Below are 23,739 nucleotides of genomic sequence, written 5' to 3' on the forward strand. Positions count from 1 at the left end.
TTTTGCACACTCTTATATAATCAGATATATCGTTAGCATGGAACTTTCTAAAAATTATACACCTGCTTCAGTTGAAGGCAAGTGGTACCAACACTGGATGGACAAAGGGTATTTCCGTAGTAAACCGGACAACCGCCCTCCTTTTACCGTTGTAATACCTCCGCCAAACGTCACCGGCGTCCTGCATATGGGACATACACTGAACGAAACTGTACAGGATATTCTGGTACGCCGTGCCCGCATGAGTGGCTTTAATGCCTGCTGGGTGCCCGGTTCCGACCATGCTTCCATTGCCACAGAAGCCAAAGTGGTAAACATGCTCAAAACTGAAAAGGGCATCGAAAAATCACAACTCACCCGCGAGGAATTCCTGAAACACGCTTTCGAGTGGAAGGAAAAATATGGCGGTATCATTTACAGCCAGATCAAAAAACTCGGCTGCTCCTGCGACTGGGATCGTGTCACCTTCACCATGGATGACCACTACTATGAAGCAGTGATCAAAGTATTCGTAGACCTCTATAATAAAGGTAAAATATACAGGGGGGCCCGTATGATCAACTGGGACCCTAAAGCTAAAACCGCACTCAGTGACGAAGAAGTACTGTACAAAGACCTGCAGGGTAAACTGTACCATGTACAATATGCATTGGAAGATGGCGATGGTAACCTCACCGGCGAATCTATCACCATCGCAACCCAACGTCCTGAAACCATCATGGGCGATACCGCTATCTGCGTAAACCCTGACGATGAACGCTACAAACACCTGATCGGCCACTTCGCTGTTGTTCCGCTGATCAACCGTCGTGTACCCATCATCTTCGATACTTACGTTGACAAGGAATTTGGTACCGGTGCACTGAAAGTAACACCCGCACACGATATCAATGACTACAACCTGGGCCTGAAACACAACCTCGAAGTTGTTGATACCCTCAATGACGACGGTACCCTCAGCGTTGCTGCCGGCGTATTCATCGGCGAAGACCGCTTCAAAGCACGTAAGCTCGTGGTGGCTGCCCTCGCAGATCAGGGCCTGCTGGTAAAAGAACAGGAATATACTACCCGCCTCGGCTACAGCGAACGTAACCCGGACACTGTTGTTGAACCCCGTATCAGTACCCAGTGGTTCGTGAAGATGGCAGAACTTTCAAAACCTGCCCTCGATGCAGTTGTAAACGGTGATGTGAAGATCCACCCCGGCGATCGCTTCATGGCGACTTACAAATACTGGATGGAAAATGTAAAGGACTGGTGTATCTCCCGTCAGCTCTGGTGGGGACAGCGCATTCCTTCTTACTATGCACCGGATGGTACTTTTGAAGTGGCTACCAGCCTTGACAACGCTGTCGCACAGTTCAAAGCAAAAGGTGTGGAAGTGAAAGCAGAAGACCTCCGCCAGGATGAAGACTGCCTGGATACCTGGTTCTCCAGCTGGCTCTGGCCAATGGAAGTGTTCAACGGCGTTTCTAACCCTAACAACGAAGAGATCAACTACTACTACCCTACTAACGTACTGGTAACTGGTCAGGATATCATCTTCTTCTGGGTGGCACGTATGATCATGGCAGGCCTGGAATATAAAAATGAAAAGCCTTTCGGTGATGTATACTTCACCGGTATGGTGCGTGATAAACTGGGTCGTAAGATGAGTAAGCAACTGGGTAACTCCCCGGACCTGCTGGAACTCATCGACCGCTTTGGTGCTGATGCCGTTCGCTTCGGTATCATGATCGCCTCCCCTGCCGGCAATGACCTGCTGTTTGACGATTCAAGCTGTGAACAGGGACGTAACTTCAATAACAAGATCTGGAATGCCCTGAAACTGGTAAAAATGTGGGAAGGTCGTGTGGCTGAAGGCGCCAGCTCCAGCGAAGAAGCTCACTTTGCAGTCAACTGGTTTGAAAACAGACTGAATGAAGTAAAATCACAGGTGATCGACCTGTTCAAGGACTTCAAACTGAGCGAAGCCCTGAACCTGATCTGTAATCACCTGATCAAGAACGACTTCTGTAACTGGTACCTGGAATGGGTGAAACCTGGTTTCGAACAGCCAATTGATGCGGCTACCTATACAAAGACGGTTTACTTCTTCGAAGAACTGATGCAATTAGCACATCCGTTCCTGCCATTTGTAACGGAAGAGATCTACCAGCTCCTCGCTACCCGCGAAGCCGGAGACGACCTGACAATAAAACAATATGCAACACCTGCAGCCGTTGATGCCAACATCCTGGCACAGGGCGAACTGGCCAAAGAAGTGATCACCAGCATCCGCGATGCCCGTGCTAAGAACCAGATCAAGCCAAAAGATCCGATTGCATTGCACATCGATACTGCACAACAGAAATCCTTCAAACAAATTGAAGACATGCTGATCAAGCAGGTAAATGCAAAAGCGATCAGTTATGTGAATGCACCTGTAAGTGGCTGTATTGCGCTGGTAATACAGAAGGATAAGTTCTACCTTGAAACGGAAACAACACTCGATCCTGCTACTCAGAAAGAAACATTGCTGAAAGACCTGGCCTACAACGAGGGCTTCCTTGCCTCTGTAGACAAAAAGCTAAGCAATGAAAAATTTGTACAGAATGCCAAGCCGGAAGCAGTTGAGCTGGAACGCAGAAAGAAAGCTGATGCCGAAGCAAAGATTGCCGCCATTACGGAAAGTTTAAAATCCTTATAATTTTAGACATCGCCCGGACGTTAATTCTCCGGGCGATTTTTTTATACCCTTCAGTACTATGCACAAACACCTTATACTATCAGGTATCCTCGTTGTCATGTCTGTTTTCTCACTGTATGCGCAGTCAGGAAAGCCAAAGGCTACGCCTGCCAAAAAAACGGCGGCAACTAAAGCGACTACTACCAATACTAAATTACGTTTCAGAAGTACCTGGGGCATTTTTCTGAGTGATAGCGTTCCCCGTCCAGAGATCGTGAAATTACTGGATTCTGCACTTGTGGTAAGAGACGAGAAAAATGTGAAATATCCAGTGGTATCGTTTGATTTTACTTATGAGAATAAGGAATATTACCTGAATGATTCTACAGGTAAACCGGGTATCTATACGGAGTATGTAGGTGATAGTTTTAAAGGAGATAAACTGCCTGCACTGTGGGTCACAAGAATTAAGGAGATGCTGGATAAAGGAGAAGTATTTTACTTTGATAATATTATCGTGAATTATACAGGCGATAAATTGTACAGAGTACCGAAATTGCAATTTATTGTAAGATAAGAGAAGAGGGGGCATCATAAATAAATGAAACTCCTGAAAAACGCATAAAATGGAATCTGACGCCATCAGGTACCCGAATGAAACAGGATGTATGAAAAATAAATGAACCTCCTTAGAATAGCATACATGGAAACCTGGCGCCATCAGGTATCCGAATGAAAAGAGCGTGTATCTTACTTTTGATACACGCTCTTTTCATTATTTAAGTATACAAGTAGTATGCTAGCAGCCTTTTAGCAGTATAGAAACAGTATGGAAATAGTATAGAACGAGTATAGACCGAGTATAGAAACAGTATAGAATTAGTAATTAAATAACTGTTGTAGCGGAATAATAAACGTAAACCTATCCTTCGCATTATCTGCCGGATCCTTATCAAACAACCTGCTATACCTAAACCCAAAAGAGAAAGGCAACACATTCCCAATCTTCGTATCAAAGAACACCTCCGTACCAGCTGATGTAAACTGGCTATGTGAATTATTGAGATAGTTATAAGACTTACTATAATCATAAAATAAGTTCGCCCTCACCCGCATCAGGTAAAGCATCTGCCCAAAGCCCCAGTCAGGATAAACAATCGGGAAATGATAGTTCACACCCAATTTATACACCCACTTATAATACGGCGTATTATACCCTCTTGCATAAGCGAAATTGTCAGAGAATGAATAATTCCTCATGGTATCCCGCTGCTGGAATGCGGCCTGCAAAATCAGGTTATGGTTCTGACTCAAACCAGGTAAGTACAGGTCAAATTTGCCATAGAACTGCTCTGCGAAAAGATTGTCAAGAGAATGATTGTAAGAGAGCACTAAATACTGACCAAAGTGTGTGAACAGGTTCTGTGTCGCTTTGATCCTTGCATTGTAGAATACAAATGAATTACCAATGTACTGCAAAGAAGGATGCAGGAATTTGAAATTACCCTGCGGATACCTTTCCAGATAATGGTATGTGGAAGCAAAGGAAATACTACGGCTATACATCCCCTTAGACAGATTCAATGGTATTGTAATCCCCCCATGTACATCCATTTCATTCCAATACAATCTCCCTCTGTTCGCATACAGGTCCGAGCGGTTAAAAGTATACGTAACACCTGCCTGCAGATATGGGAACAGCGCACCATAAATGAAGTTGCCTGTAATGGCAGAACTCCCTTCATTCCTGTTGTAAGTATATCCTAAACTAGTAGACGCTGTATTCAGGATATTATCCCCATAAATCGTCAGACTATAATCAGGATCATCGAAGGTCGGTAACCAGCTATGCAGGTTGATCAACTTCGTACTCTTCCTGTATTTTGTAATGGTGTAATCCTTGTCAGGCACGGTGGAGAGGATATTACCACCTTCCTGGAAGTCAGGCCTGAGCCAGCTACTGTGATAGTTTAAGCTGGCATCTACTGGTTTCCAGCTAATGCTATCGGTATATAACTGATAACCTCTGGATGTAAACCCACTAAATACAACGCCCCTCTCTTCTACAGTAGCATGCAGTACACCGTTGTCATGATTGGTGACCTGGTGTATCTGTTTGTCAGCAAGGGTGAGGGCGTATATATTATCTACGTCTTTATAGCTGGCCGTGTAGTAGATGGTATCATGCTGAACATTCGGAATGCTGAGCATGTTAAAGCTGAATGGCGTGAGCAATTCTGTTTCACCACTGCTGAGTGATTGTTTGATCATAGCCATCTCCCCTTTTGCATTGCGTACCGCACTGATCACACTTTGTTCATCCGCAGAGAATTTGGGATAAGTGTAATACCAGTTTTGTGGATTGGGTAAAGTAGCAATGACTTTGCCATCTGATGCATCCAGCAATTGTAAACCGAATGCCTGTGAAGACAACGTGTAAGCTGCGATGATCTTTTTACCATCTGCACTGATATCAGGAGAGAAATAACGGGTACCGCGCGTCAGTGTTTTTTTCATACCGGTTTCACGGTCATATAGTTTGATGACAGAATAATCTTTCCATCCCCAACGAGGATCGTAGCGGGCTTCTGTCCAGACCAGGCGACCATTTTTATACCCGAAATAATCGTCAAACTGAATACCCGGTCTTGTCAGCAAAGACTGACCACCCGTGCTGTCGATCAGGTAAAAACCAGGTACTGTTTTGTAAGAAGATTTGTAAACGATCCACTGACCGGGTCTTACGGTATAAATGTATTTATAGTCAGTCACAGTGCGCGGAGCACTCATCAAAGGTGCGCCGGGAACAGCGGAATCTTTTGCATAAGTATTCCATTGTGACTCATATTCATTCAACATATTGTGATAGAACCCTACCACGTTTTTGCCTGTATGTTTTTTCAGACTATGACTCATGGGATAAAACAGACCTCTGTACCGAACGGCATCGGTGGTAATGTCTTTCCAGAACATACGACCATAGTGTTCGCGGCCGTACATACTCATGAGGTAACCCAGCGGGTAATGATTCGGTGTATAGTCTACATAAGAACCATTCCGCACCTTCATAAAAGAATAGTTTCTCTTTTCTAAAGACAAAGCGCGGAAGCCATCAAAGAAAGAAGGTAGTCTGCCTCTCCCCTGATTGCTGAGTGCTGTTTCCATTGTGACGGCATCCCCTTCCCAGAACCAGTTGGGTACAGCGATGCTGGTAGCTGCTGCCAGTCCCATTTGACCGAATACATAAGAAACGACTTTACTCGCTCCCTGATCAAAATTGCTGTTCTGTAAAACGTGCCGGTATTCGTGAATGGACAACTGCTCTTCCCATTTCAGGGAACCGAGATCAGGATTGGGCGGAGGTGTCAGGTAAAACTCTGAGCGGAAAGGCCCCAGTGCCACATAGCCATTAGATTCCAGGGTTTGGTTCTGCAGAACGATGTTCACCTTCATCTTTCTGTTACCAATCGAACCACGGGTATTGGCATCCAGGTAATTGACAATGTTGGCTACCCGGCGGCCTTCTTTTTCAAGACCTGCGGGGAAGATCACACGAACAGTGTCCGTATTGATCTGGTGCCATTTCAACGAAGGTGGGTTTCCGCCAAATACCTGGGCAAACAGGCTGACAGGAAAAAGTAACAGGAAGAGATACGCGAATAATCTCATAACATTTGTAGGTATAGCCTGACAATATACATAATTATTGCGTTACGCCATGCGACCTTTCGCCGGGATAAGGTCTGCCGCAGGATAATTTCTCACTACATCAACACTCCGGCAAACTAATCGGAATATTCACAGCCAGCCCGCCATCAGAGGTCTCCTTATATTTACTATTCATATCCAGTGCCGTTTCCCACATGGTCTTCACCACCGCATCCAGCGATACCTTGGCCAGTTCAGGGTTACTCTGTAAAGCTAACTGCGAAGCAGTAATAGCCTTAATCGCCCCCATGGTATTCCGCTCAATACAAGGTATCTGTACCAAACCGCCAATCGGATCACAGGTAAGCCCCAGATGGTGCTCCATAGCTATTTCCGCAGCCATCAATACCTGCCGCTGAGAGCCTCCAAGACACTCTGTCAATGCTGCTGCTGCCATTGCAGAAGAGACGCCAATTTCTGCCTGACAACCACCCATGGCCGCTGAGATAGTAGAACGTTTTTTGAAAATACTACCTATTTCGGAAGCAGTAAGTATAAACTGAAGGATTTTGTCTTCAGAATAGCCATCACAAAAAATAATGAAGTATTGCAACACAGCTGGAATTACCCCTGCTGCACCATTCGTAGGTGCTGTCACCACACGGCCAAAGGACGCATTTTCCTCATTCACCGCCAGCGCAAAACAGCTCACCCAGTCAAGCGTATAAGCAAAATGGTTACCACCCTGACGGATGGCCATCATCCAACTATCGTAATCAGTATAGGTATTACCTTTTAGTAATTTCTTATTCAGCGCAGCAGCTCTGCGGGCTACGCGCAATCCACCGGGAAGTTCGCCGGCGGTATGAATGCCACGGTAAGTGCATTCTTTCATAACCCGCCATATATTCAGCACCCCTTCCCGGGTAGCTGCTTCCGATCTCCAGGCGAGTTCATTCTCCATGACCAGTTCAGAAATGGAATATCCCGTCTTGATACAAAACTGCAACAACTGACGGGCTGTATCGATAGGGAAAGGCAGATCCACCTGCGAAGCAGCGCCTGCCACCTCTCCTTCTTTCACTACAAAGCCACCTCCAATAGAATAATAAGTAGCTGCCTGCTGACCGCCATCTTCAAAAGTGACTAAGAAAGTAAGTGCGTTGGGATGAAAAGGGAGCGATTCTTCGTAGAGGAAGCTAATATCTTCCAATGGGTCGAATGCGACTAATTTTTCACCACCCAGCAACATGGTTTTGCTGCGGCGGATGTCGTCCGTTTTCTCATTGATCTTATTGACATCGAAGGTTACGGGATCATCGCCACAAAGTCCCAGCTGTACAGCAATGTCAGTACCATGCCCATGACCGGTTTTAGCCAGGGAACCATACAATAAAACGCTTACATGCTGTACTTCGGAAATTGTCCGGCCTGCTTTTTTCAGTTCGGCAAGGAATTGTAATGCAGCCCGCCAGGGGCCTAAAGTGTGAGAGCTGGAAGGACCGACGCCTATTTTGAAAATATCAAAAACGGATATGCATTCGTGTGCCACTAGTAGTAATTTCACCAAAATTAATGCATTCCTACAATCATTTAAAATCTACTAGTTGTACGGTGCACACCAGTACGGTATTAGCGGGAATAATACTGCCTACGGATACGTCGCCAAATCCAAGGCGGCTGGGTATGATCATGAAGATAGTGCCGCCTTTGCCTATTTTGCGAAGACCAATCTGCCAGCCGGCGATGTGATCTTTTAGCTGGCGGCCGTCGAAGTCGGTAGAACCGAAACTGGCATCCAGCAGCGTGTCTTGCAGGTTGCTACGGGTATAAATGAGGGTAGGTATATTATTGAGGTTCATTATTTGAGTAGAGTCACCCATATCCATGATTTTGTAGTACAAGCCATTGGAGTCTCTTTTCATGGTCAGGCCATGAGTGGAAATATAAGATTGTATAGCATATTCCTGTGAGCCAATACTGGATGGATCATTGGAATATATATCATCGTCTGCCGACGCAGAACAGGCAGATAGGCACAGTAAGAAAAGTATAGATTGTAAAAATATCTTCATGTTTATATAACGGCATATGCTTATGCAAAGTTACAAAGCCTGTCGGTAAAAGATGACCCGGTATCGACGAAATATACCCACCGGCAGCTGAAAATATGCTATAAGGGTATAAATATCCGGCAAATGTCTAAAGAGTATAAAACAACTTTTTTATGATTTATTTTAAGCCTGACACAAATCAATTGCAAGCGATTGCAACGCTAAACCGTAAAAAGTATACTACTGCAGCACCATTTCCTCACATTTATCTTGATAATGTATTTCCAGATCTGGCATTAGAAACAATTCTGGAAGAGTTTCCCACCACCAAACAGGCCCACTGGCAGCAGTTTAATAATAACAAAGAAGTAAAACTCGCAGCGAAAAATGAACAGGATTTCGGGGATTTTACCCGGCATTTTATTCATATGCTCAATTCAAGATCTTTTATTGATTTTTTAGAAACCCTCACAGGCATCCCCGGATTATTGCCCGACCCATACCTGGAAGGAGGTGGCCTCCATATGATTAAACGTGGTGGTATGTTGAAAGTGCATGCAGACTTTAACAAGCATCCTAATACCGGGCTTGACAGAAGATTGAATGTGCTTATTTATTTAAATAAGGAATGGGAAGAATCCTATGGAGGGCATTTGGAGTTGTGGGACAAGGATATGGAAAAGTCAATGGTAAAGATCCTGCCTTTATATAACAGGATGGCTATCTTTTCAACGACTTCGCATTCCTATCATGGACATCCTGATCCGTTAATGTGTCCTGAAAACCGTACCCGAAAATCAATAGCATTATATTATTATACCAATGGCAGGCCATTAGAAGAAACTACTGCGAGCCATAGCACCATATTTAAATTAAGAAAAGAAGATGCTAAAAGTACTTTGAAGCAAACATTAAGAGACTGGGTACCGCCGGTTTTATTGAGAACTTTTTCCAGGTAAAAGATTTACTGTAGCACTGCTGTCGCCTGCGATCAAAGCAGTGCTACATCTTATTCTCTTGTTAAGAATTACGTTCTCGTCTTAAATAATACGACCATTTATCCCCTCCTTAAACTGTGCTACAATCTATTTCCTTCTTAAATTATAAAACAAGGATACCCGAACGCCTATCCACGTATTTAATTCATAATAGTCCCCATTCCCGCTAATCTTCGCATTATAGACAGGAGTACCATATCCATAATAATGTGTTTCCATATTCACCTTATTCACTGTTGAATCATTCGACTTTTTCAATGTTGAATAATTCACTTCCACCTGCAGATTCAAACGAGGGCGGACCGTCTTCGACCACGACACACCGTAAGAATTCATCCGTTCGCGCAACATTCCTCCCTGCGGCATCGTATCTATAGATTTCCTTGATAGCGCACCAGTGGTAAACTCTGCATGCAATGCAGTATATTCATCCAGCGGGAAACGCACACCAGCTCCATATCTGAACCGCATTCCTCTGGAAGCAACGCCCAATGTTGCGATACCATAAAAATACTGTATGCCGGCCTTCACACTGGCATTGAGATATACAATGTCATTTGCAGTAAGTCCTGCTTCAGCCAGCGGCGGCGCCCACAAATGTGGTAGCACAACATGTCGTCTTTCGTTTTTCGGCGAAGCTTCTTTTGTGTCACTCACTTTCCGCTCATTGATTACCATATGCCGTGGTTTCACATATGGTGCAGTCGGTGACGGTGTGATGTTGTAATCAACATGAATCGGGCTTAAAACATAAGCCGGATAACCAGGTATCATCGGGCTTTCAGCAGGTGTCGATACACTTTTAGCAGCTATCGACTCACCTATCGTAACTACCTCCCTGCTTTTCGAAATGACCAACTCACTTTTCACAACTACCACCCTCTTTTTCACAGTTCCCGATTCATTTTTCGCACCTCCAGCCCCCCTTTGCATACCTCTCGCCTCCCTTTTCACAGCCCCAGACAATGCTTCCCGGGGCATCCCATTAGCTGTAGACTTCCCCCCTTGCCCTCCATTCACCTTCTTCACAGGCTTATAATCCGTAAATAAAATATGATCCCCCAATATCTTATACTCCAACCCCACTTGCTGCTGCACCTCCCTCATCACATCCTCGAGCTTCCATTTTCCAGCTTTCAGATGTACACTTTTCTTCAACGACTTATTCTGCATATTCAATGAATACTCCACCCCCGTCTGGGCAACTATCGCCTTTGCCAGCTCAGGTATATCCATCGAGGGTTGGGTAATAGTAATAACACGTTGAGTTAATTGGGCATACAACGGCAGATTGAACAGGATCATTACAGTACAGTATAGCAGGAAGTTACTATTCTGCTTCAATAGATATTTCATCAGAATTCAGGTAAGTATAATTTAAATTAAGTGTAGAAATAATAACATCCAGCACATACTCCAACCGCTTATTGTCAAACACACTGGAAATCCGGAGCCGTGCAAGGTCGGCATCTTTTGCATCGTCGCTATCTCTCAGAATAGTGTAAGCATATCGGTATAATACCTCAAAATATTCGTTGAAGTAAACTGCTAGTACATCTGTATTGGTAATAATTGCTTTCAATTGCGAAAGTGGGTAATTGTATCTGATAGGTAGACAACTGTGAGCCAGGTATACCCTTATAAAAACAAATATAACCTTACAAAACCAATCATACCTTCATAAAAACCACCCATACCCTCATAAAAAGAAGCCACACACAAAACAAAGAAGCCCACACCACCCATACCTTCATAACACCAACCCTATCTTCACAAAAACCTCCAAACCCTCCCCCCATAAAACACCCATCCCCCTCCCAAAACCACCTTCTCCCCATAAAAAAAAGAAGCCGCCTCAATTAAATGAGACAGCTTCCTCTTTATAATTAATTACCAATATTAGTAATCCATACCCATACCGTGACCACCTGGCATTGCAGGAGCTGCGGATTTAGGCTCTGGCTTATCTGCAATCACACACTCAGTGGTCAGCAGCATACCAGCAATAGACGCAGCATTTTCCAGTGCGATACGAGTCACCTTAGCAGGGTCGATTACACCAGCAGCCAGCAGGTTTTCGTAAACTTCAGTACGAGCGTTGAAGCCAAAGTCACCTTTACCTTCTTTCACTTTCTGAACTACGATAGAACCTTCGATACCTGCGTTAGCAGTGATCTGACGCAGAGGCTCTTCAATCGCACGTTTAACGATTGCGATACCAGTCTGCTCATCTTCGTTCTCTACTTTCAGGCTTTCCAGAGACTCGATAGCGCGGATGTAAGCAACACCACCACCTGGTACGATACCTTCTTCAACAGCCGCACGGGTAGCATGCAGTGCATCGTCAACACGGTCTTTCTTCTCTTTCATCTCAACTTCGGTAGCAGCACCTACGTACAGTACAGCAACACCGCCGCTCAGCTTAGCCAGACGTTCCTGCAGTTTTTCACGATCATAGTCAGAAGTAGTTACTTCGATCTGAGCTTTGATCTGATTGATGCGAGCCTGGATAGCTTCTTTTTCGCCTCTACCACCTACAACGGTAGTATTGTCTTTATCGATAGTTACGGATTCTGCACGACCGAGGTAGCTCAGGTCAGCATTTTCCAGCTTGTAACCTTGTTCTTCGCTGATTACGATACCACCGGTCAGGGTAGCGATATCCTGCAGCATTTCTTTTCTTCTGTCACCGAAACCAGGAGCTTTTACAGCAGCTACTTTCAGCTGACCACGCAGTTTGTTTACAACCAGGGTAGCCAGTGCTTCACCTTCCAGGTCTTCAGAGATGATCAGCAGTTGCTGGCCGTTCTGAACGATTTTTTCCAGGATGTGCAGGATGTCCTTCAGGGTGCTGATCTTTTTATCGTAGATCAGGATGTAAGGATTCTGCAGCTCAGCGTGCATTTTCTCGCTGTTGGTGATGAAATATGGAGACAGATAACCACGGTCAAACTGCATACCTTCTACTACTTCTACAGTAGTGTCAGTACCTTTCGCTTCTTCTACAGTGATTACACCGTCTTTGGTTACTTTGCTCATTGCTTCAGCGATCAGTTTACCAATGGTAAAGTCGTTGTTTGCAGAGATAGCAGCAACCTGCTCGATTTTCTGAATGTCGTTACCAACTTTTTCAGACTGACCTGCCAGGTTCTCAACGATAGCCTTAACAGCCTTGTCGATACCACGTTTCAGATCCATTGGGTTTGCACCAGCAGCTACGTTCTTCAGACCTTCGCTGATGATTGCCTGAGCCAGAACGGTTGCAGTAGTCGTACCATCACCGGCAATATCTGCGGTTTTAGAGGCAACTTCCTTTACCATTTGGGCACCCATGTTCTCAATTGGGTCTTCCAGTTCAATTTCTTTAGCCACGGTCACACCGTCTTTAGTCAGACCAGGTGCGCCAAACTTTTTCTCAATAACAACGTTACGACCTTTTGGGCCCAGGGTTACTTTAACAGCATCTGCCAGAATATCAACGCCCTTCTTCATTTTGTTGCGGGCTTCGATGTTAAAGAATATTTGCTTTGCCATAATAGCTTTGAATTTTTTTAAATTTTACGGATTGTTTTGTGTGTGCGCCAATTGATTAAACAATTGCTAAAATGTCAGACTCACGCATGATTAAGTAATCGCCACCTTCAATACTGATCTCTGTACCGGAATATTTACCATACAGTACAGTATCACCTACTTTCACAGTTACCGGCTCATCTTTTTTACCGGGACCAGCCGCTACTACAGTACCTCTCTGTGGTTTTTCTTTCGCAGTATCCGGGATGATGATACCACCAGCGGTCTTTTCTTCTGCTGCTGCGGGTTTCACAATCACCCTGTCAGCTAAGGGTTTAATACTTAAATCTTTTGCCATATAATTATACTTTTTAAAAAGATAAGATGATTTTCTGACCATTGATCCTCGATAATTGTGCCAAGGCCCCGATCGGGTCATTTTTTCAGGAACACCTGCTTTTCTTCCCATGCAGGCCTGACAAAAATGCCAATTTTTCAGCAAAAACTGACAAAACATTCTAAAATGTGAGTAACTACCAGATTAAAAGCCTGTTAGCCTGCCTGAAGTTAACCACCTTTTTACTCGCCCTATCAGACTGTTACGTAAAATGTACCCCCCTCTGTTCGATTACCCCTTTTTTTACATAGCTTTGCGCCCTCATACAGTTCTTGATTATAAGATGATTAGCAGAAGAAATATCCGGGTAAAGGTCATGCAAACCCTTTATGCCCTGGAAACGATGGAGCCAGGTACTATTAAGCCAGGTACGGCTACCAGCTTACTGACCGAGAAGTTGGACCAGACCAGTCAGATCTTTACCTATTTACTATATTGCCTTACTCAGGTAGCGCAATATGCGGAAATAGACGCACAACAACGTGCTTCTAAACATCTTCCCTCAGCCGAAGACCTGACCGTAAACACCAAAATTGCAGGCAACGAGTTCATTTTCCAGATTATTAATGATAAAGGATTCCAGGTAAACCTGGAAACCGGGAAGCTCAAACTCATTCCGGAACAGGATATGCTGCGTAAGCTATATCACATCCTGGTAGCTTCTGAAATCTATCAGACTTATATCCAGGAACCTTCCCGCGATAAAAAGGTTGAAAAAGAAATTATCGAGTACATCTATAAGGAAATACTTAGCAAAGAGGAACTTTTCCTTCAGCACATGGAAGATACCTTCCTGCACTGGGGCGACGACGCAGAGATGATGTCCCTGCTCATTGCTAACTACATGCACAAACCTCACCTGTTCAACTTCCTTCAGCTCATCAGCAGAGAAAAACTGGAATATGCCAAAGAACTCCTGCTGACCGTACTGGACAAGAAGGATTATTGCCTTGAACTCATCAAGCCAAAATTGCAGAACTGGGATCCTGAGCGTATTGCCGCTGTCGATATGCTGCTGATGGAAATGGGCGTGTGCGAATTCCTCTTCTTCCCAACTATTCCTACCAAGGTAACAATCAACGAATATATTGATCTGGCCAAAGCCTACAGTACGCCACAAAGCGGACAGTTCGTAAACGGCATACTGGACAATATCCTGAAAGACCTGGATGCGGCTCACCAGATAAAGAAAATAGACCGTAACAAAAAATAACTAATTTTGACCTATGAAGAAGGTATTCTACCTGCTAGCCTGCAGTACCCTCCTCCTGGGAGCCTGCGGCAATAATCAAAGCAGTAAAAAAGGGGCCGGTACACCCGTTACCGAGATTAAAAAAGGTACGCCCACCATCTCTTTCGAAGAAATGGAACATAGCTTCGGTAATGTCGTGGAAGGTGAAAAAGTAGAGTACTCATTCAAATTTACAAACACTGGCGATGCGCCGCTGGTCATTACTGACGCTACCTCCAGCTGTGGCTGTACCATCCCCGATTGGCCAAAAGAACCAATCCAGGCAGGAAAAAGCAGCTATCTCAAAGTAGCATTCAACAGCGCAGGTAAGTCCGGCTTCACGACAAAGCAGATCGTACTACATGCCAATACCACCCCAAAGCTGGTGCAAGGCCCAACGATCATTTGTACTGTGGTAAAACAATAATAAACTTAACAACAAATACAAACATTTACGATGTACACAAACATGCTTAACATTTTACTGATGGGTGCTCCAGGTGGAACCCAGGGCGGTAGCGGTGGTATGGTGCAGCTGCTGTTTTTTGGTGGTATGATCCTGGTGATGTGGTTATTCATGATCCGTCCTCAGACAAAAAAAGCTAAAGCACAGAAAGATTTTATCTCTAACCTGAGAGAAGGTGATAAAATCGTTACCATTGCTGGTATCCACGGTAAGATCAATAAATTCAATGATAACAATACCGTTAAGATCGAAGTTAGCGCAGGTACTTACCTCACTATCGAACGTTCTGCAATCTCAATGGAATATACCACTGCTCAGCAGAAAGCTGCTGAACCAGCTGCTAAATAATTCTACATCCGAAAGGATGACAGGTCCCAAATTCCTTTACCGGAGTTTGGGATTTTTTTTGATCTTTGGACATATGCTAAAAATAGGTATTACAGGAGGCATCGGCTCAGGCAAGAGTACTGTATGCAAGGTCTTCTCCCTGCTTGGTATCCCCGTATACTATGCGGACGATGCCGCTAAAGAGATCATGCATACTGACTCGCTCCTCAAAGCCAGTATCATTCAGCACTTCGGCGAAGACATGTACGACGAAAACGGCCAGCTGCAACGAGCAGCCCTGGGCAAAATTGTCTTTAACGACAAAGACAAACTGGAACTGCTCAACTCCCTCGTACACCCCGCCACCATCCGGCATAGCGAAGAATGGGCCGACAAACAGCAAGCCCCTTATATTATTAAGGAAGCTGCACTCCTCTTCGAATCAGGTTCCTTCGCCTACCTGGATAGGATCATTGGCGTGACCGCCCCTCAGCCAATGCGCATTCTGAGGGTCATGAAACGTGACAACGTCTCCCGCGAAGATGTGCTGGCACGTATGTACAAACAAATCGAAGAACCCATCAAAATGAAATTGTGTGACGATGTCATTCACAATGATGAACAACAGATGGTCATACCTCAGGTACTCGCCATCCATGCTAAATTGCTGGAACTGGCAGGCGCCTAATCATTCACCTTAAAATATCTGCATGGGGAAAACCGTCAATTCGTCTAAAGCTACACCCGTTCTGCTGCTGGAACTGCAAAGTAATCACCCGGAACCTATTAAGATCAACGCCGGTTTATTGAAAGAAGATGCCGGTGGCCGTACCTGTCAGCGAATGCCCCTGCATGATAAAAAATCCCTGTCCATATTTAATACCCTGCCTGCCGGCGTTCAACACCTGCTGCACCCCTGCACACAGGAAGCCATGCTGTACAAGGAACTGCAACTGAAAGATAAATTCAGAGAGTCCCCCGTGAGAGAACTGACCTTACAGCAGTACGTACAGGAAGGAATGCAGCAATACCTATATCATACCTTACAACAACTGCGCCCCCTCACTCCTGTATTGCCCTGGTATACCATGATCACTGACGAAAGCATGCTGATAAAACATACCCGGCCCGCTACTGTCAATAACTATACGCCTTCCCTCTCCTTTGAACTCGTGCAGGGCGATGATGGCGTTATCCGCATGGTAGCCTTCGTCAATATCAATAACCAGTCTTTTCCACTCTCCGGCTTTGAGCACTATGGCTTCTTACTGCGCAGCCGCGGAGAACTCTTTATATTACCGCCTGCCAGTGCCAATGCCCTGGCAAAATTCTCCGGTGGCTACATCGATGCTATACCCGGCGAGGAAGGCGCTTTCCTCCAACAGGTAGTTGAACCCCTCAGCGAATTATTCCCTGTCAATAAAAGTATTCTGCTGGATAAGGATGTGATCGATGTCACCCCCACCTGCAACATATGGCTCAGTGAACTGAATAAATCTTTTCTCGTACTCACGCCGCAATGGCAGTACGGACAATTCACCCTCGACGATTCACCCGACAAAGTCGTACTTCGCACGGAAGGCGATACGCAATTCGAGATCAAAAGACACCTGGATGAAGAAAAAGAGATCATCACCTTCATCCGTTCCTTGCATGCCCGCTTTGCACAACAGCGAAACGGTTATTTCTACCTGCCCTTTGCAGATGCAGAAAAAAACCAGTGGTTTGTAAAGTGCTACCGTAAACTCACCGACCGCAACATTGGCGTATATGGCATGGATCAGTTACAACATTTCAGGTACAATACCAATGTACCTGTGATGGATATTCAATGGAGCGGCGATGATAAAGATGCCTTTGATCTTGAAATCAAAATCCACTACGGCGATATTCCCGTTGCATTGGTAGACCTGCAGAAAGCGTTGGTGCACAAGCAACCACACCTATTACTGAAAGATGGTACCATAGGTGTGATCCCCGAAGAATGGCTGCATAAATATGACCTGCTCTGGAAACTGGGACAGGTACAGAAAGACAAGCTGAAACTCTCCCGCCTGCATTTTACCATCGCACAGGAGATACTGCAGGGCAATCATTCAAAAGATACCCTGCAACGGCTACAACAGCTGCAGGCCCAGCCAGGTAAAGATTTCCCTGTACCAACCTCTATTCAGGCACAACTGCGTAATTACCAGCAGGCTGGTTTTGAGTGGATGTGTCTTCTCGATGCCATGCGCTGGGGTGGCTGTCTCGCAGATGATATGGGTTTGGGTAAGACCTTGCAGACCATCACTTTCTTACAACACCTCTCTAATAAATACCCCGGTGAAACACACCTGGTTGTATGCCCTACTTCCCTTATTTATAACTGGGAAAGTGAACTGAAGAAATTCGCGCCCGACCTAACATACGCCGTCTACCATGGCGGTAACCGGCAATACGATCCCGCTGGTTATGATCTGATTATTACCAGCTATGGCACCGTACGTAGCGACCAGGATATCTTTGCCCGTCAAGTGTTCGGCTATATTGTGCTCGATGAAAGCCAGGTAATCAAAAACCCTGCTTCACAGACCACAAAGGCCCTGCAGGTACTGCAATCGCGCAACCGCCTCATCCTGAGCGGTACGCCTATCCAAAACAATACCATGGACCTCTATGCGCAAATGAACTTTGCCAACCCGGGATTGTTGGGCAACCAGGCATTCTTCCGCACTGAATTTGCCATGCCTATTGATAAATATTCAGATGCTGAAAAAGCAGCTCAGTTACGCCGCCTCATCTACCCATTCCTCTTAAGACGAACTAAGGAACAAATAGCCCAGGACCTGCCGGACAAGACTGAGATCATTATGTGGTGTGAAATGGGCGATGAGCAGCGACAGGCATACTATCGCATCCGCGATCTGTACAAAGAGAAGGTGTTAAACCGCATCCAGGAACAGGGAATCGCAGCTAGCACGATTTATGTACTGGAAGGTCTGACCCGTCTGCGGCAGGTATGCAATGCGCCTCAGCTGGTTGAATCTGAATCGCATATCACTCATTCTGTTAAACTGGATGAGCTGATGCGCGAAATCAGTGAAAACACCGGTGCGCACAAGGTATTGGTCTTCTCACAGTTCACCGGCATGCTGCAGCTCATAGCGAAAGCAATGGAGCAGGAAGGACTGAAATTCCTCTATCTGGATGGTAGTACAAAAGCAGAAAACCGCCAACAACTGGTGAACCAATTCCAGCAGCAAGAGGAAATGCGGGTATTCCTGATCAGTCTCAAGGCAGGTGGTGTAGGTTTGACGCTGACGGCAGCAGACTATGTGTACCTGGTAGATCCATGGTGGAACCCGGCCGCTGAGCAACAAGCCATAGACCGTACTCACCGTATCGGCCAGCAGAACAAAGTGTTTGCCTACAAGATGATCTGTAAAGACAGCGTGGAAGAAAAGATTCTTGCCTTACAACAACGGAAAAAGATGATTGCAGATGATCTGATCAGTGAAGATACCGGCTTTGTGAAAAAACTGACGGAAGATGATGTGGCATTTTTGTTTAGTTAATAAAATTATTTTCGAAATTTGTAGTATGTTAAATAACTCCAGGTCTATTATCATGCTTATGGTGGCGTTCTTTGCCACTTCATTCACGGTTCGTGCCCAGCAAGGGGCGCCACCGAAATTCCCTGAAGGCTTTAATATTCAGAAAGGGGTAAATATTGGTTACTGGCTATCAGAATCCAATGGCCGTAACGGTACGGCACAGGTAGATTTTTTTGGTGAGCAGGATGTGGTCTTACTCGCACAAAAAGGTTTCGACCACCTGCGTATACCTATAGATGAAGGTGAGCTGTGGAACTATAAGAACGAGAAATATGCAGATGCTTTTAAGTATATACATGCTGCCATTGGCTGGTGTAAAACAAACAAGCTGCGTGTAATTATTGACCTGAATATACTGAAGGGACACCGCCTGTGGAGCGATGATGATGAACAGGATCGTTTTATTGACATATGGAAAGAACTGGCGCTGGAGCTGAAAAAATATCCAACAAACCTGGTAGCATATGAGTTACTCAGTAATCCTGCAGCAGATAGTGCAGCACAATGGAATGATCTGCTGGCAAAAGCGATCAAAGCCATCCGTGAAATTGATCCTAAAAGAGTGATAGTAGTAAGTAGTAACCAGAATGGCAGTTACAGCACGTTTTCACAGCTGAAACTACCTGAAGGAGACAATCACATTATACTCAACTTCCACTATTATGAACCCGTTTACTTTACCCATTACCGTTATAATGGCAGCAGACAGCAGGATTACAGCGGACCGGTTCATTATCCCGGTGCGACAATCACTGCCAAAGAGCTGAACCAGCAACCGGCCACTATCAGAAATCTGCTGGCAGGTAGTACGCAGGATTATAATGAAGATATTATAGCAGATCAGATAGCAACAGTAGCCAGAGTAGCAAAGAAGTTTAAAGTGCCGCTTATATGTGGAGAATGGGGCTGTACAAGTCTGACCCCCAGAAAAGACAGGATGCGTTGGTACAAGGATATGAAAAAGGCACTGGATAAAAACACTCTCTCATGGACAGTGTGGACATATAAAGGAGATTTTGGGATAATGGCAGATGATGGTAGTGAGGATGATAAACTACTCAAATTACTCACTAAGGAATAAAGATTTTTAAACGGTTTTGTCTGACGACAAAACCGTTTTTCTTTTAAAGAAATGACTATATCCAAATTTAAATCTACTCCTACTTCACAATCCAATACGCCAACGCCAGCCACACCAACCCCTTCACCAAAAAGAACAGGAAGCCCCAGATTCCTACCCTCCTGATCCACTTTACCCAGGTATTTTTTGCTGTTGCTATTGCCATAAGTAAACTATTTACATGCAAAATAATATACTCCCCCAAAAGAGCAACATCGCTTTTATCTATACCCCAATAGGTAAGAAAAAAGCCTTGCTCCGGCTCACTCTGAAAAATATCCCCCACTCCCCCAAAAGAAAAATTTCCTCCCTGCAGTCCTGTCACCAAACCTACCCAACCAAAAGAAGCGCCACCTCCTCGCCTCCCCGCAAGCATCTCTACCAAATAAAAAGCCCCTCGGTTACACCGAAGGGCTCTTATATATCAAACATTTAATTGAACACTATTTCTTAACAGCTGCGCCAGCTAAGCCTTTCTTATCTGCATCTTTTACAGGAATTGCTTCGCTTTCATTAGCTAACTCATTCTTTTTGTCGAAGTCCACCAAAACCGGTGCAGCTACGAAGATAGATGAGTAAGTACCGGTTATCACACCAATCAGCATCGCAAATGCGAAACCACGGGTTACCTCACCACCAAAGATGAAGAGGATCAGGATAGTCAGGAATACTGTCAGAGACGTCATTACTGTACGGCTCAGTGTATCGTTGATCGCCTTGTTGATGATGCTGTCTCTTGACTGACCCTTCATCTGACCACTGCGGAAGTACTCACGGATACGGTCAAATACGATCACGGTATCATTCATTGAGAAACCTATCACCGTTAGTATCGCCGCAATGAAGTGCTGGTCAACTTCCAGTGGGAACGGAACGAGATTATGGCAATAAGAGAATACCGCCAATGTTACCATCACGTCATGCAACAGGGAGAAGAGTGTACCGATAGAATATTGCCACTTGTTGAAACGTAACAGGATGTACAGGAAGATCACTATCAGGGACAGGATCGTCGCTTTCACCGCACCTGCACGCAGGTCATCAGAGATGGTTGGTGATACTGTCTGGGAAGCTACGATGTAACGAGGTGAAGAGAATACTTCATAAGTCACATTATTATCATAGAATTTCTTCAAACCATTGTACAGTTTCTCAGTTACTTCCTTATCAACTTCAGGACTCTGTTCGTTGATCTTATAGTTGGTAGTAATGTTCAGCTGGTTAGTGTTACCGATAGTTTTCACATACGGCTCTGTACCAAATTCTTTTTCCAGTACGCCACGTACTTCTTCGGTCTTCATTGGCTGTTCGAAACGAACAGTGAAGCTACGACCACCATCAAAGTCAACACCGTGACGGAAACCGTGAATGAAGGAAGAGGCCCCCAGCAGGATCATGATACCAGAGATCACATAAGCATACTTTCTCTTACCTACGAAGTCAAAAGTAGCATGCTTGAAGATCTTCCTGGAAATCGGGGTGAAATATTCGAAGTGACGTTTCTTGTTGGTATAGTAATCAGTTACAATACGGGAGATCATGATACCACAGAACAGGGACAATAACAGACCGATGATCTGAGTGGTAGCAAAGCCCAGTACAGGACCTAAACCGAAGTAGAACAGGATAATTGCGGTGAGCAGGGAGGTGATGTGACCATCCAGTACAGGCGCATAAGAACGCCTGTAACCATGTTCCACAGCCTGTTGGTAAGTTCTGCCATGCACCAGTTCGTCCTTGATACGTTCAAAGATGATTACGTTCGTATCCACGGCCATACCTACAGTCAGTACCAGACCGGCTATACCAGGCATCGTTAGCGTCGCACCTAGCGAAGCAAGAATACCGAAGGTGAACAGCAGGTTCAGTACCAACGCGATGTTTGCAACGATACCAGCAGTATTATAATATACCAGCATCAGTACGAAGATCACGATGAAGGAGATGATGAAGGATTTAGCACCAGCTGCGATAGATTCAGCACCCAGGGTTGGTCCGACAATCTGCTCCTGAACAATTTTAGCCGGAGCAGGCATTTTACCTGACTTCAGGATATTTGCAAGGTCTTTCGCCTCTTCAACGGTAAAGCTACCGGTGATCTGGGAGTGACCTCCAGGAATTTCATTAATAATTGAAGGAGCTGTGTAAACGATGCTATCCAGTACCACCGCTACATAGTTCAGGTTGCTGCGATCGTCTTCTGCGCCACCTTTAGGAGCTAGTTCGCCGGTCAGCTTTTTCCATTCTCTCGCACCTACGTTATCCATAGTCATGCTGATCTCAGCATTACCATTCTGGTCGAAATCCTGTTTAGCATCTACAACTCTTTCACCGCTTACACGTGGAGCTGGGTTAGCTGGATTGATTTTCAGACCAAATACTTCGATCACACCATGGCGGTCTGTTTTATTTTCAGGACCAAAAGCAAATACCAGATCTTTAGGCATTACGGCTTTCACCGCAGGCAATGTCAGGTAAGCTTTGAAGGTAGCGGTGTCAGAGGGGAGAATCCTACCGATAGTAGCACTAGGATATGGACCTTCCTGTGAAACGTTCGGATGCAGAATACCAAACAGTGGGTTAGACTTCAGGAATTCCTTTTCTGCGTTCGCCATCAGCTTGGCAGAGTCAACTTTACCGTTCTTATCTTTTGCAGAATCGTTCATGAAGCTAGCCAGGCTACCTTCTTTAGAAGTATCAGCAGCAGCTTTGCCAGCTTTTGCAGTATCTACTGCAGTAGCTGCGGTAGCAGCCGTGTCAACAGTGGCTGGTTTAGTGGTGGAAACATTTTTCAGTGCTTCGTTCATCTTCACCAGTACATTGTTAAAGAAGTCAGCGTCGTTTCTGTACACTTCGCGGAACTCCAGGTTCGCACTCGCCTGCAGGTATTTCCTTACACGATCAGGGTTGTCTACCCCAGCCAGTTCTACGGAGATAATACCTTTGCTTTCGTCCAGACTGATGTTTGGAGAAGCTACCCCAAACTTGTCAATACGTTTTTGCAGTACGAGGTAAGTATTTTTAATTGCAGCACCTGCTTCGCTACGGATCACTTTCAGAACGTCCGCGTTAGAGGTGTTGAAATTGATGTCTTTCTGATAAGCGTTGGCAAAAATAGTTGCCAGACGACCGTTAGGAGCTACCTTCTGGTATTCCTGCCCGAACAATGTTACAAAATCCGACTGGCTGGTCTTTTTTGCTTCCGCTGCATTCCTCAGCGCCTGGTTAAAAGCTGCATCAGTCGAGTGACCGCTCAGCGAACGAATCACATCTTCCACGCTCACATCGAGCACTACGTTCATACCTCCCTGGAGGTCAAGCCCAAGGTTCAGCTCTCTTTCCTTGGCTTTAGTATAGGTTATGTACCAGGGAAAACCCGCGATCTGTTGATTGCTGGTGCTATCCAGTATCCTTTGTCTCCTTACTTTTATCAGATCAGTCAGTGTATCCTGATAAAAAGCCTGTTGCTCTTTACTGTTTGGATACTTCTCCACAGCACTTTTGTTCGCCTTTAAGACGTCGTTTTTGGCTTGCAGGTCTACCTTGCTCTCGTAGCTGCGGACCAGAAACGTGAAAGACAAGTAATACACAGAGATAAGGATCAATGCACCGGCAAAAAATCTAACCAGTCCTTTAAGTTGCATATTGTTTCGGGTTTATAAAAAAATTTTAAGAGTTGCAAAGATAGAATTTAAATTGATATATTAAAGCCGGAGAAACT

General features: G+C 45.0%; 19 protein-coding genes. 9 read left to right on the top strand and 10 right to left on the bottom strand.

Translation table 11 applies throughout. The features are described 5' to 3' along the window. Positions 1-37: 37 nt before the first annotated feature. Together QQL36_RS32140 and QQL36_RS32145 are read left to right on the top strand one after the other, a co-directional pair. Positions 38-2,689 carry a valine--tRNA ligase gene (locus QQL36_RS32140; RefSeq protein ID WP_321568077.1) on the top strand — a complete coding sequence of 884 codons (2,652 nt, stop codon included), beginning with the start codon at positions 38-40 and terminating at the stop codon, positions 2,687-2,689. A 58-nt stretch (positions 2,690-2,747) separates the two neighbouring features. Continuing rightward, entirely contained in the window at positions 2,748-3,245 is a 498-nt protein-coding gene (locus QQL36_RS32145; RefSeq protein WP_321568078.1) for a hypothetical protein, read from the top strand. Positions 3,246-3,547: 302 nt separating this feature from the next. On the opposite strand, the gene QQL36_RS32150 is transcribed toward QQL36_RS32145, so the two are convergent. The 3 genes from QQL36_RS32150 to QQL36_RS32160 form a co-directional block, all read right to left on the bottom strand. Next, the gene (locus tag QQL36_RS32150) at positions 3,548-6,337 is read right to left on the bottom strand and encodes a hypothetical protein (protein WP_321568079.1); all 2,790 of its coding nucleotides are present in this window, start codon (positions 6,335-6,337) and stop codon (positions 3,548-3,550) included. A gap of 100 nt (positions 6,338-6,437) precedes the next feature. Beyond that, on the bottom strand, positions 6,438-7,868 hold the full coding sequence (locus tag QQL36_RS32155) for an L-serine ammonia-lyase (protein ID WP_083723726.1): 1,431 nt from the start codon (positions 7,866-7,868) through the stop codon (positions 6,438-6,440). 37 nt (positions 7,869-7,905) lie between these two features. Beyond that, positions 7,906-8,391 carry an FKBP-type peptidyl-prolyl cis-trans isomerase gene (locus QQL36_RS32160; protein WP_083723728.1) on the bottom strand — a complete coding sequence of 162 codons (486 nt, stop codon included), beginning with the start codon at positions 8,389-8,391 and terminating at the stop codon, positions 7,906-7,908. A 152-nt stretch (positions 8,392-8,543) separates the two neighbouring features. On the opposite strand from QQL36_RS32160, the gene QQL36_RS32165 reads away from it, so the two are divergent. Continuing rightward, complete coding sequence (locus tag QQL36_RS32165; protein WP_083723730.1) at positions 8,544-9,329, top strand: 2OG-Fe(II) oxygenase; 786 nt, start codon at positions 8,544-8,546, stop codon at positions 9,327-9,329. Positions 9,330-9,455: 126 nt separating this feature from the next. Here QQL36_RS32165 and QQL36_RS32170 read toward each other — a convergent pair whose 3' ends face one another. The 4 genes from QQL36_RS32170 to QQL36_RS32185 all read right to left on the bottom strand — a co-directional run bounded on the left by QQL36_RS32170 (position 9,456) and on the right by QQL36_RS32185 (position 13,239). Then, positions 9,456-10,724, bottom strand: a complete 1,269-nt coding sequence (locus QQL36_RS32170) for a hypothetical protein (RefSeq protein WP_321568080.1) — start codon at positions 10,722-10,724, stop codon at positions 9,456-9,458. Next, on the bottom strand, positions 10,699-10,950 hold the full coding sequence (locus QQL36_RS32175; protein ID WP_321568081.1) for a hypothetical protein: 252 nt from the start codon (positions 10,948-10,950) through the stop codon (positions 10,699-10,701). Before QQL36_RS32175 ends, QQL36_RS32170 begins: the two co-directional genes overlap by 26 nt. Before the next feature lie 317 nt (positions 10,951-11,267). Continuing rightward, positions 11,268-12,902 (bottom strand): chaperonin GroEL, encoded by a 1,635-nt coding sequence (gene groL / locus QQL36_RS32180; protein ID WP_083723736.1) that lies wholly within the window; start codon positions 12,900-12,902, stop codon positions 11,268-11,270. 55 nt (positions 12,903-12,957) lie between these two features. Beyond that, positions 12,958-13,239 carry a co-chaperone GroES gene (locus tag QQL36_RS32185; protein WP_072356767.1) on the bottom strand — a complete coding sequence of 94 codons (282 nt, stop codon included), beginning with the start codon at positions 13,237-13,239 and terminating at the stop codon, positions 12,958-12,960. A gap of 322 nt (positions 13,240-13,561) precedes the next feature. On the opposite strand from QQL36_RS32185, the gene nusB reads away from it, so the two are divergent. The 4 genes from nusB (at position 13,562) to coaE (ending at position 15,990) form a co-directional block, all read left to right on the top strand. After that, positions 13,562-14,491, top strand: coding sequence for a transcription antitermination factor NusB (gene nusB / locus QQL36_RS32190; RefSeq protein WP_321568082.1), 930 nt, complete (start codon positions 13,562-13,564; stop codon positions 14,489-14,491). A gap of 13 nt (positions 14,492-14,504) precedes the next feature. Next, positions 14,505-14,936, top strand: coding sequence for a DUF1573 domain-containing protein (locus QQL36_RS32195; RefSeq protein WP_083723740.1), 432 nt, complete (start codon positions 14,505-14,507; stop codon positions 14,934-14,936). Positions 14,937-14,978: 42 nt separating this feature from the next. Continuing rightward, a complete protein-coding gene (yajC, locus tag QQL36_RS32200; protein WP_235643737.1) occupies positions 14,979-15,323 on the top strand; it encodes a preprotein translocase subunit YajC in 345 nt (114 codons plus the stop codon). 73 nt (positions 15,324-15,396) lie between these two features. After that, complete coding sequence (coaE, locus tag QQL36_RS32205) at positions 15,397-15,990, top strand: dephospho-CoA kinase (protein WP_083723744.1); 594 nt, start codon at positions 15,397-15,399, stop codon at positions 15,988-15,990. 1,191 nt (positions 15,991-17,181) lie between these two features. Here the strand turns inward: coaE and QQL36_RS35835 are convergent. Continuing rightward, entirely contained in the window at positions 17,182-17,370 is a 189-nt protein-coding gene (locus QQL36_RS35835) for an SWIM zinc finger family protein (protein ID WP_368677477.1), read from the bottom strand. Between the two features lie 112 nt (positions 17,371-17,482). On the opposite strand from QQL36_RS35835, the gene QQL36_RS35840 reads away from it, so the two are divergent. Further along, positions 17,483-18,859 (top strand): DEAD/DEAH box helicase, encoded by a 1,377-nt coding sequence (locus tag QQL36_RS35840; RefSeq protein WP_415751088.1) that lies wholly within the window; start codon positions 17,483-17,485, stop codon positions 18,857-18,859. A gap of 25 nt (positions 18,860-18,884) precedes the next feature. Beyond that, positions 18,885-19,979, top strand: a complete 1,095-nt coding sequence (locus QQL36_RS32215; RefSeq protein ID WP_083723750.1) for a glycoside hydrolase family 5 protein — start codon at positions 18,885-18,887, stop codon at positions 19,977-19,979. Positions 19,980-20,058: 79 nt separating this feature from the next. On the opposite strand, the gene QQL36_RS32220 is transcribed toward QQL36_RS32215, so the two are convergent. Both QQL36_RS32220 and secDF read right to left on the bottom strand, forming a co-directional pair. Further along, positions 20,059-20,184 carry an alanyl-tRNA synthetase gene (locus QQL36_RS32220; RefSeq protein WP_143708868.1) on the bottom strand — a complete coding sequence of 42 codons (126 nt, stop codon included), beginning with the start codon at positions 20,182-20,184 and terminating at the stop codon, positions 20,059-20,061. 277 nt (positions 20,185-20,461) lie between these two features. Further along, on the bottom strand, positions 20,462-23,662 hold the full coding sequence (gene secDF / locus QQL36_RS32225) for a protein translocase subunit SecDF (protein WP_321568084.1): 3,201 nt from the start codon (positions 23,660-23,662) through the stop codon (positions 20,462-20,464). Between the last annotated feature and the right edge of the window lie 77 nt (positions 23,663-23,739).

Origin of the sequence: Chitinophaga sp. LS1, assembly GCF_034274695.1 — a bacterium.
In the GTDB taxonomy this organism is placed as follows: Bacteria; Bacteroidota; Bacteroidia; order Chitinophagales; family Chitinophagaceae; genus Chitinophaga.

What these genes read in the sequence shown, in the direction of transcription:
- QQL36_RS32185 (WP_072356767.1), bottom strand. Translation starts at nt 13,239, where the DNA reads ATGGCAAAAGATTTAAGTATTAAACCCTTAGCTGACAGGGTGATTGTG.
- QQL36_RS32160 (WP_083723728.1), bottom strand. Translation starts at nt 8,391, where the DNA reads ATGAAGATATTTTTACAATCTATACTTTTCTTACTGTGCCTATCTGCC.
- QQL36_RS32170 (WP_321568080.1), bottom strand. Translation starts at nt 10,724, where the DNA reads ATGAAATATCTATTGAAGCAGAATAGTAACTTCCTGCTATACTGTACT.
- QQL36_RS35835 (WP_368677477.1), bottom strand. Translation starts at nt 17,370, where the DNA reads ATGGTAAAATGCAGGCGGGAGAGTTTCAGCTTGTCTTTCTGTACCTGT.
- secDF (WP_321568084.1), bottom strand. Translation starts at nt 23,662, where the DNA reads ATGCAACTTAAAGGACTGGTTAGATTTTTTGCCGGTGCATTGATCCTT.
- groL (WP_083723736.1), bottom strand. Translation starts at nt 12,902, where the DNA reads ATGGCAAAGCAAATATTCTTTAACATCGAAGCCCGCAACAAAATGAAG.
- QQL36_RS32150 (WP_321568079.1), bottom strand. Translation starts at nt 6,337, where the DNA reads ATGAGATTATTCGCGTATCTCTTCCTGTTACTTTTTCCTGTCAGCCTG.
- QQL36_RS32195 (WP_083723740.1), top strand. Translation starts at nt 14,505, where the DNA reads ATGAAGAAGGTATTCTACCTGCTAGCCTGCAGTACCCTCCTCCTGGGA.
- QQL36_RS32215 (WP_083723750.1), top strand. Translation starts at nt 18,885, where the DNA reads ATGTTAAATAACTCCAGGTCTATTATCATGCTTATGGTGGCGTTCTTT.
- yajC (WP_235643737.1), top strand. Translation starts at nt 14,979, where the DNA reads ATGCTTAACATTTTACTGATGGGTGCTCCAGGTGGAACCCAGGGCGGT.
- coaE (WP_083723744.1), top strand. Translation starts at nt 15,397, where the DNA reads ATGCTAAAAATAGGTATTACAGGAGGCATCGGCTCAGGCAAGAGTACT.
- QQL36_RS32165 (WP_083723730.1), top strand. Translation starts at nt 8,544, where the DNA reads ATGATTTATTTTAAGCCTGACACAAATCAATTGCAAGCGATTGCAACG.
- nusB (WP_321568082.1), top strand. Translation starts at nt 13,562, where the DNA reads ATGATTAGCAGAAGAAATATCCGGGTAAAGGTCATGCAAACCCTTTAT.
- QQL36_RS32145 (WP_321568078.1), top strand. Translation starts at nt 2,748, where the DNA reads ATGCACAAACACCTTATACTATCAGGTATCCTCGTTGTCATGTCTGTT.
- QQL36_RS32140 (WP_321568077.1), top strand. Translation starts at nt 38, where the DNA reads ATGGAACTTTCTAAAAATTATACACCTGCTTCAGTTGAAGGCAAGTGG.
- QQL36_RS32220 (WP_143708868.1), bottom strand. Translation starts at nt 20,184, where the DNA reads ATGGCAATAGCAACAGCAAAAAATACCTGGGTAAAGTGGATCAGGAGG.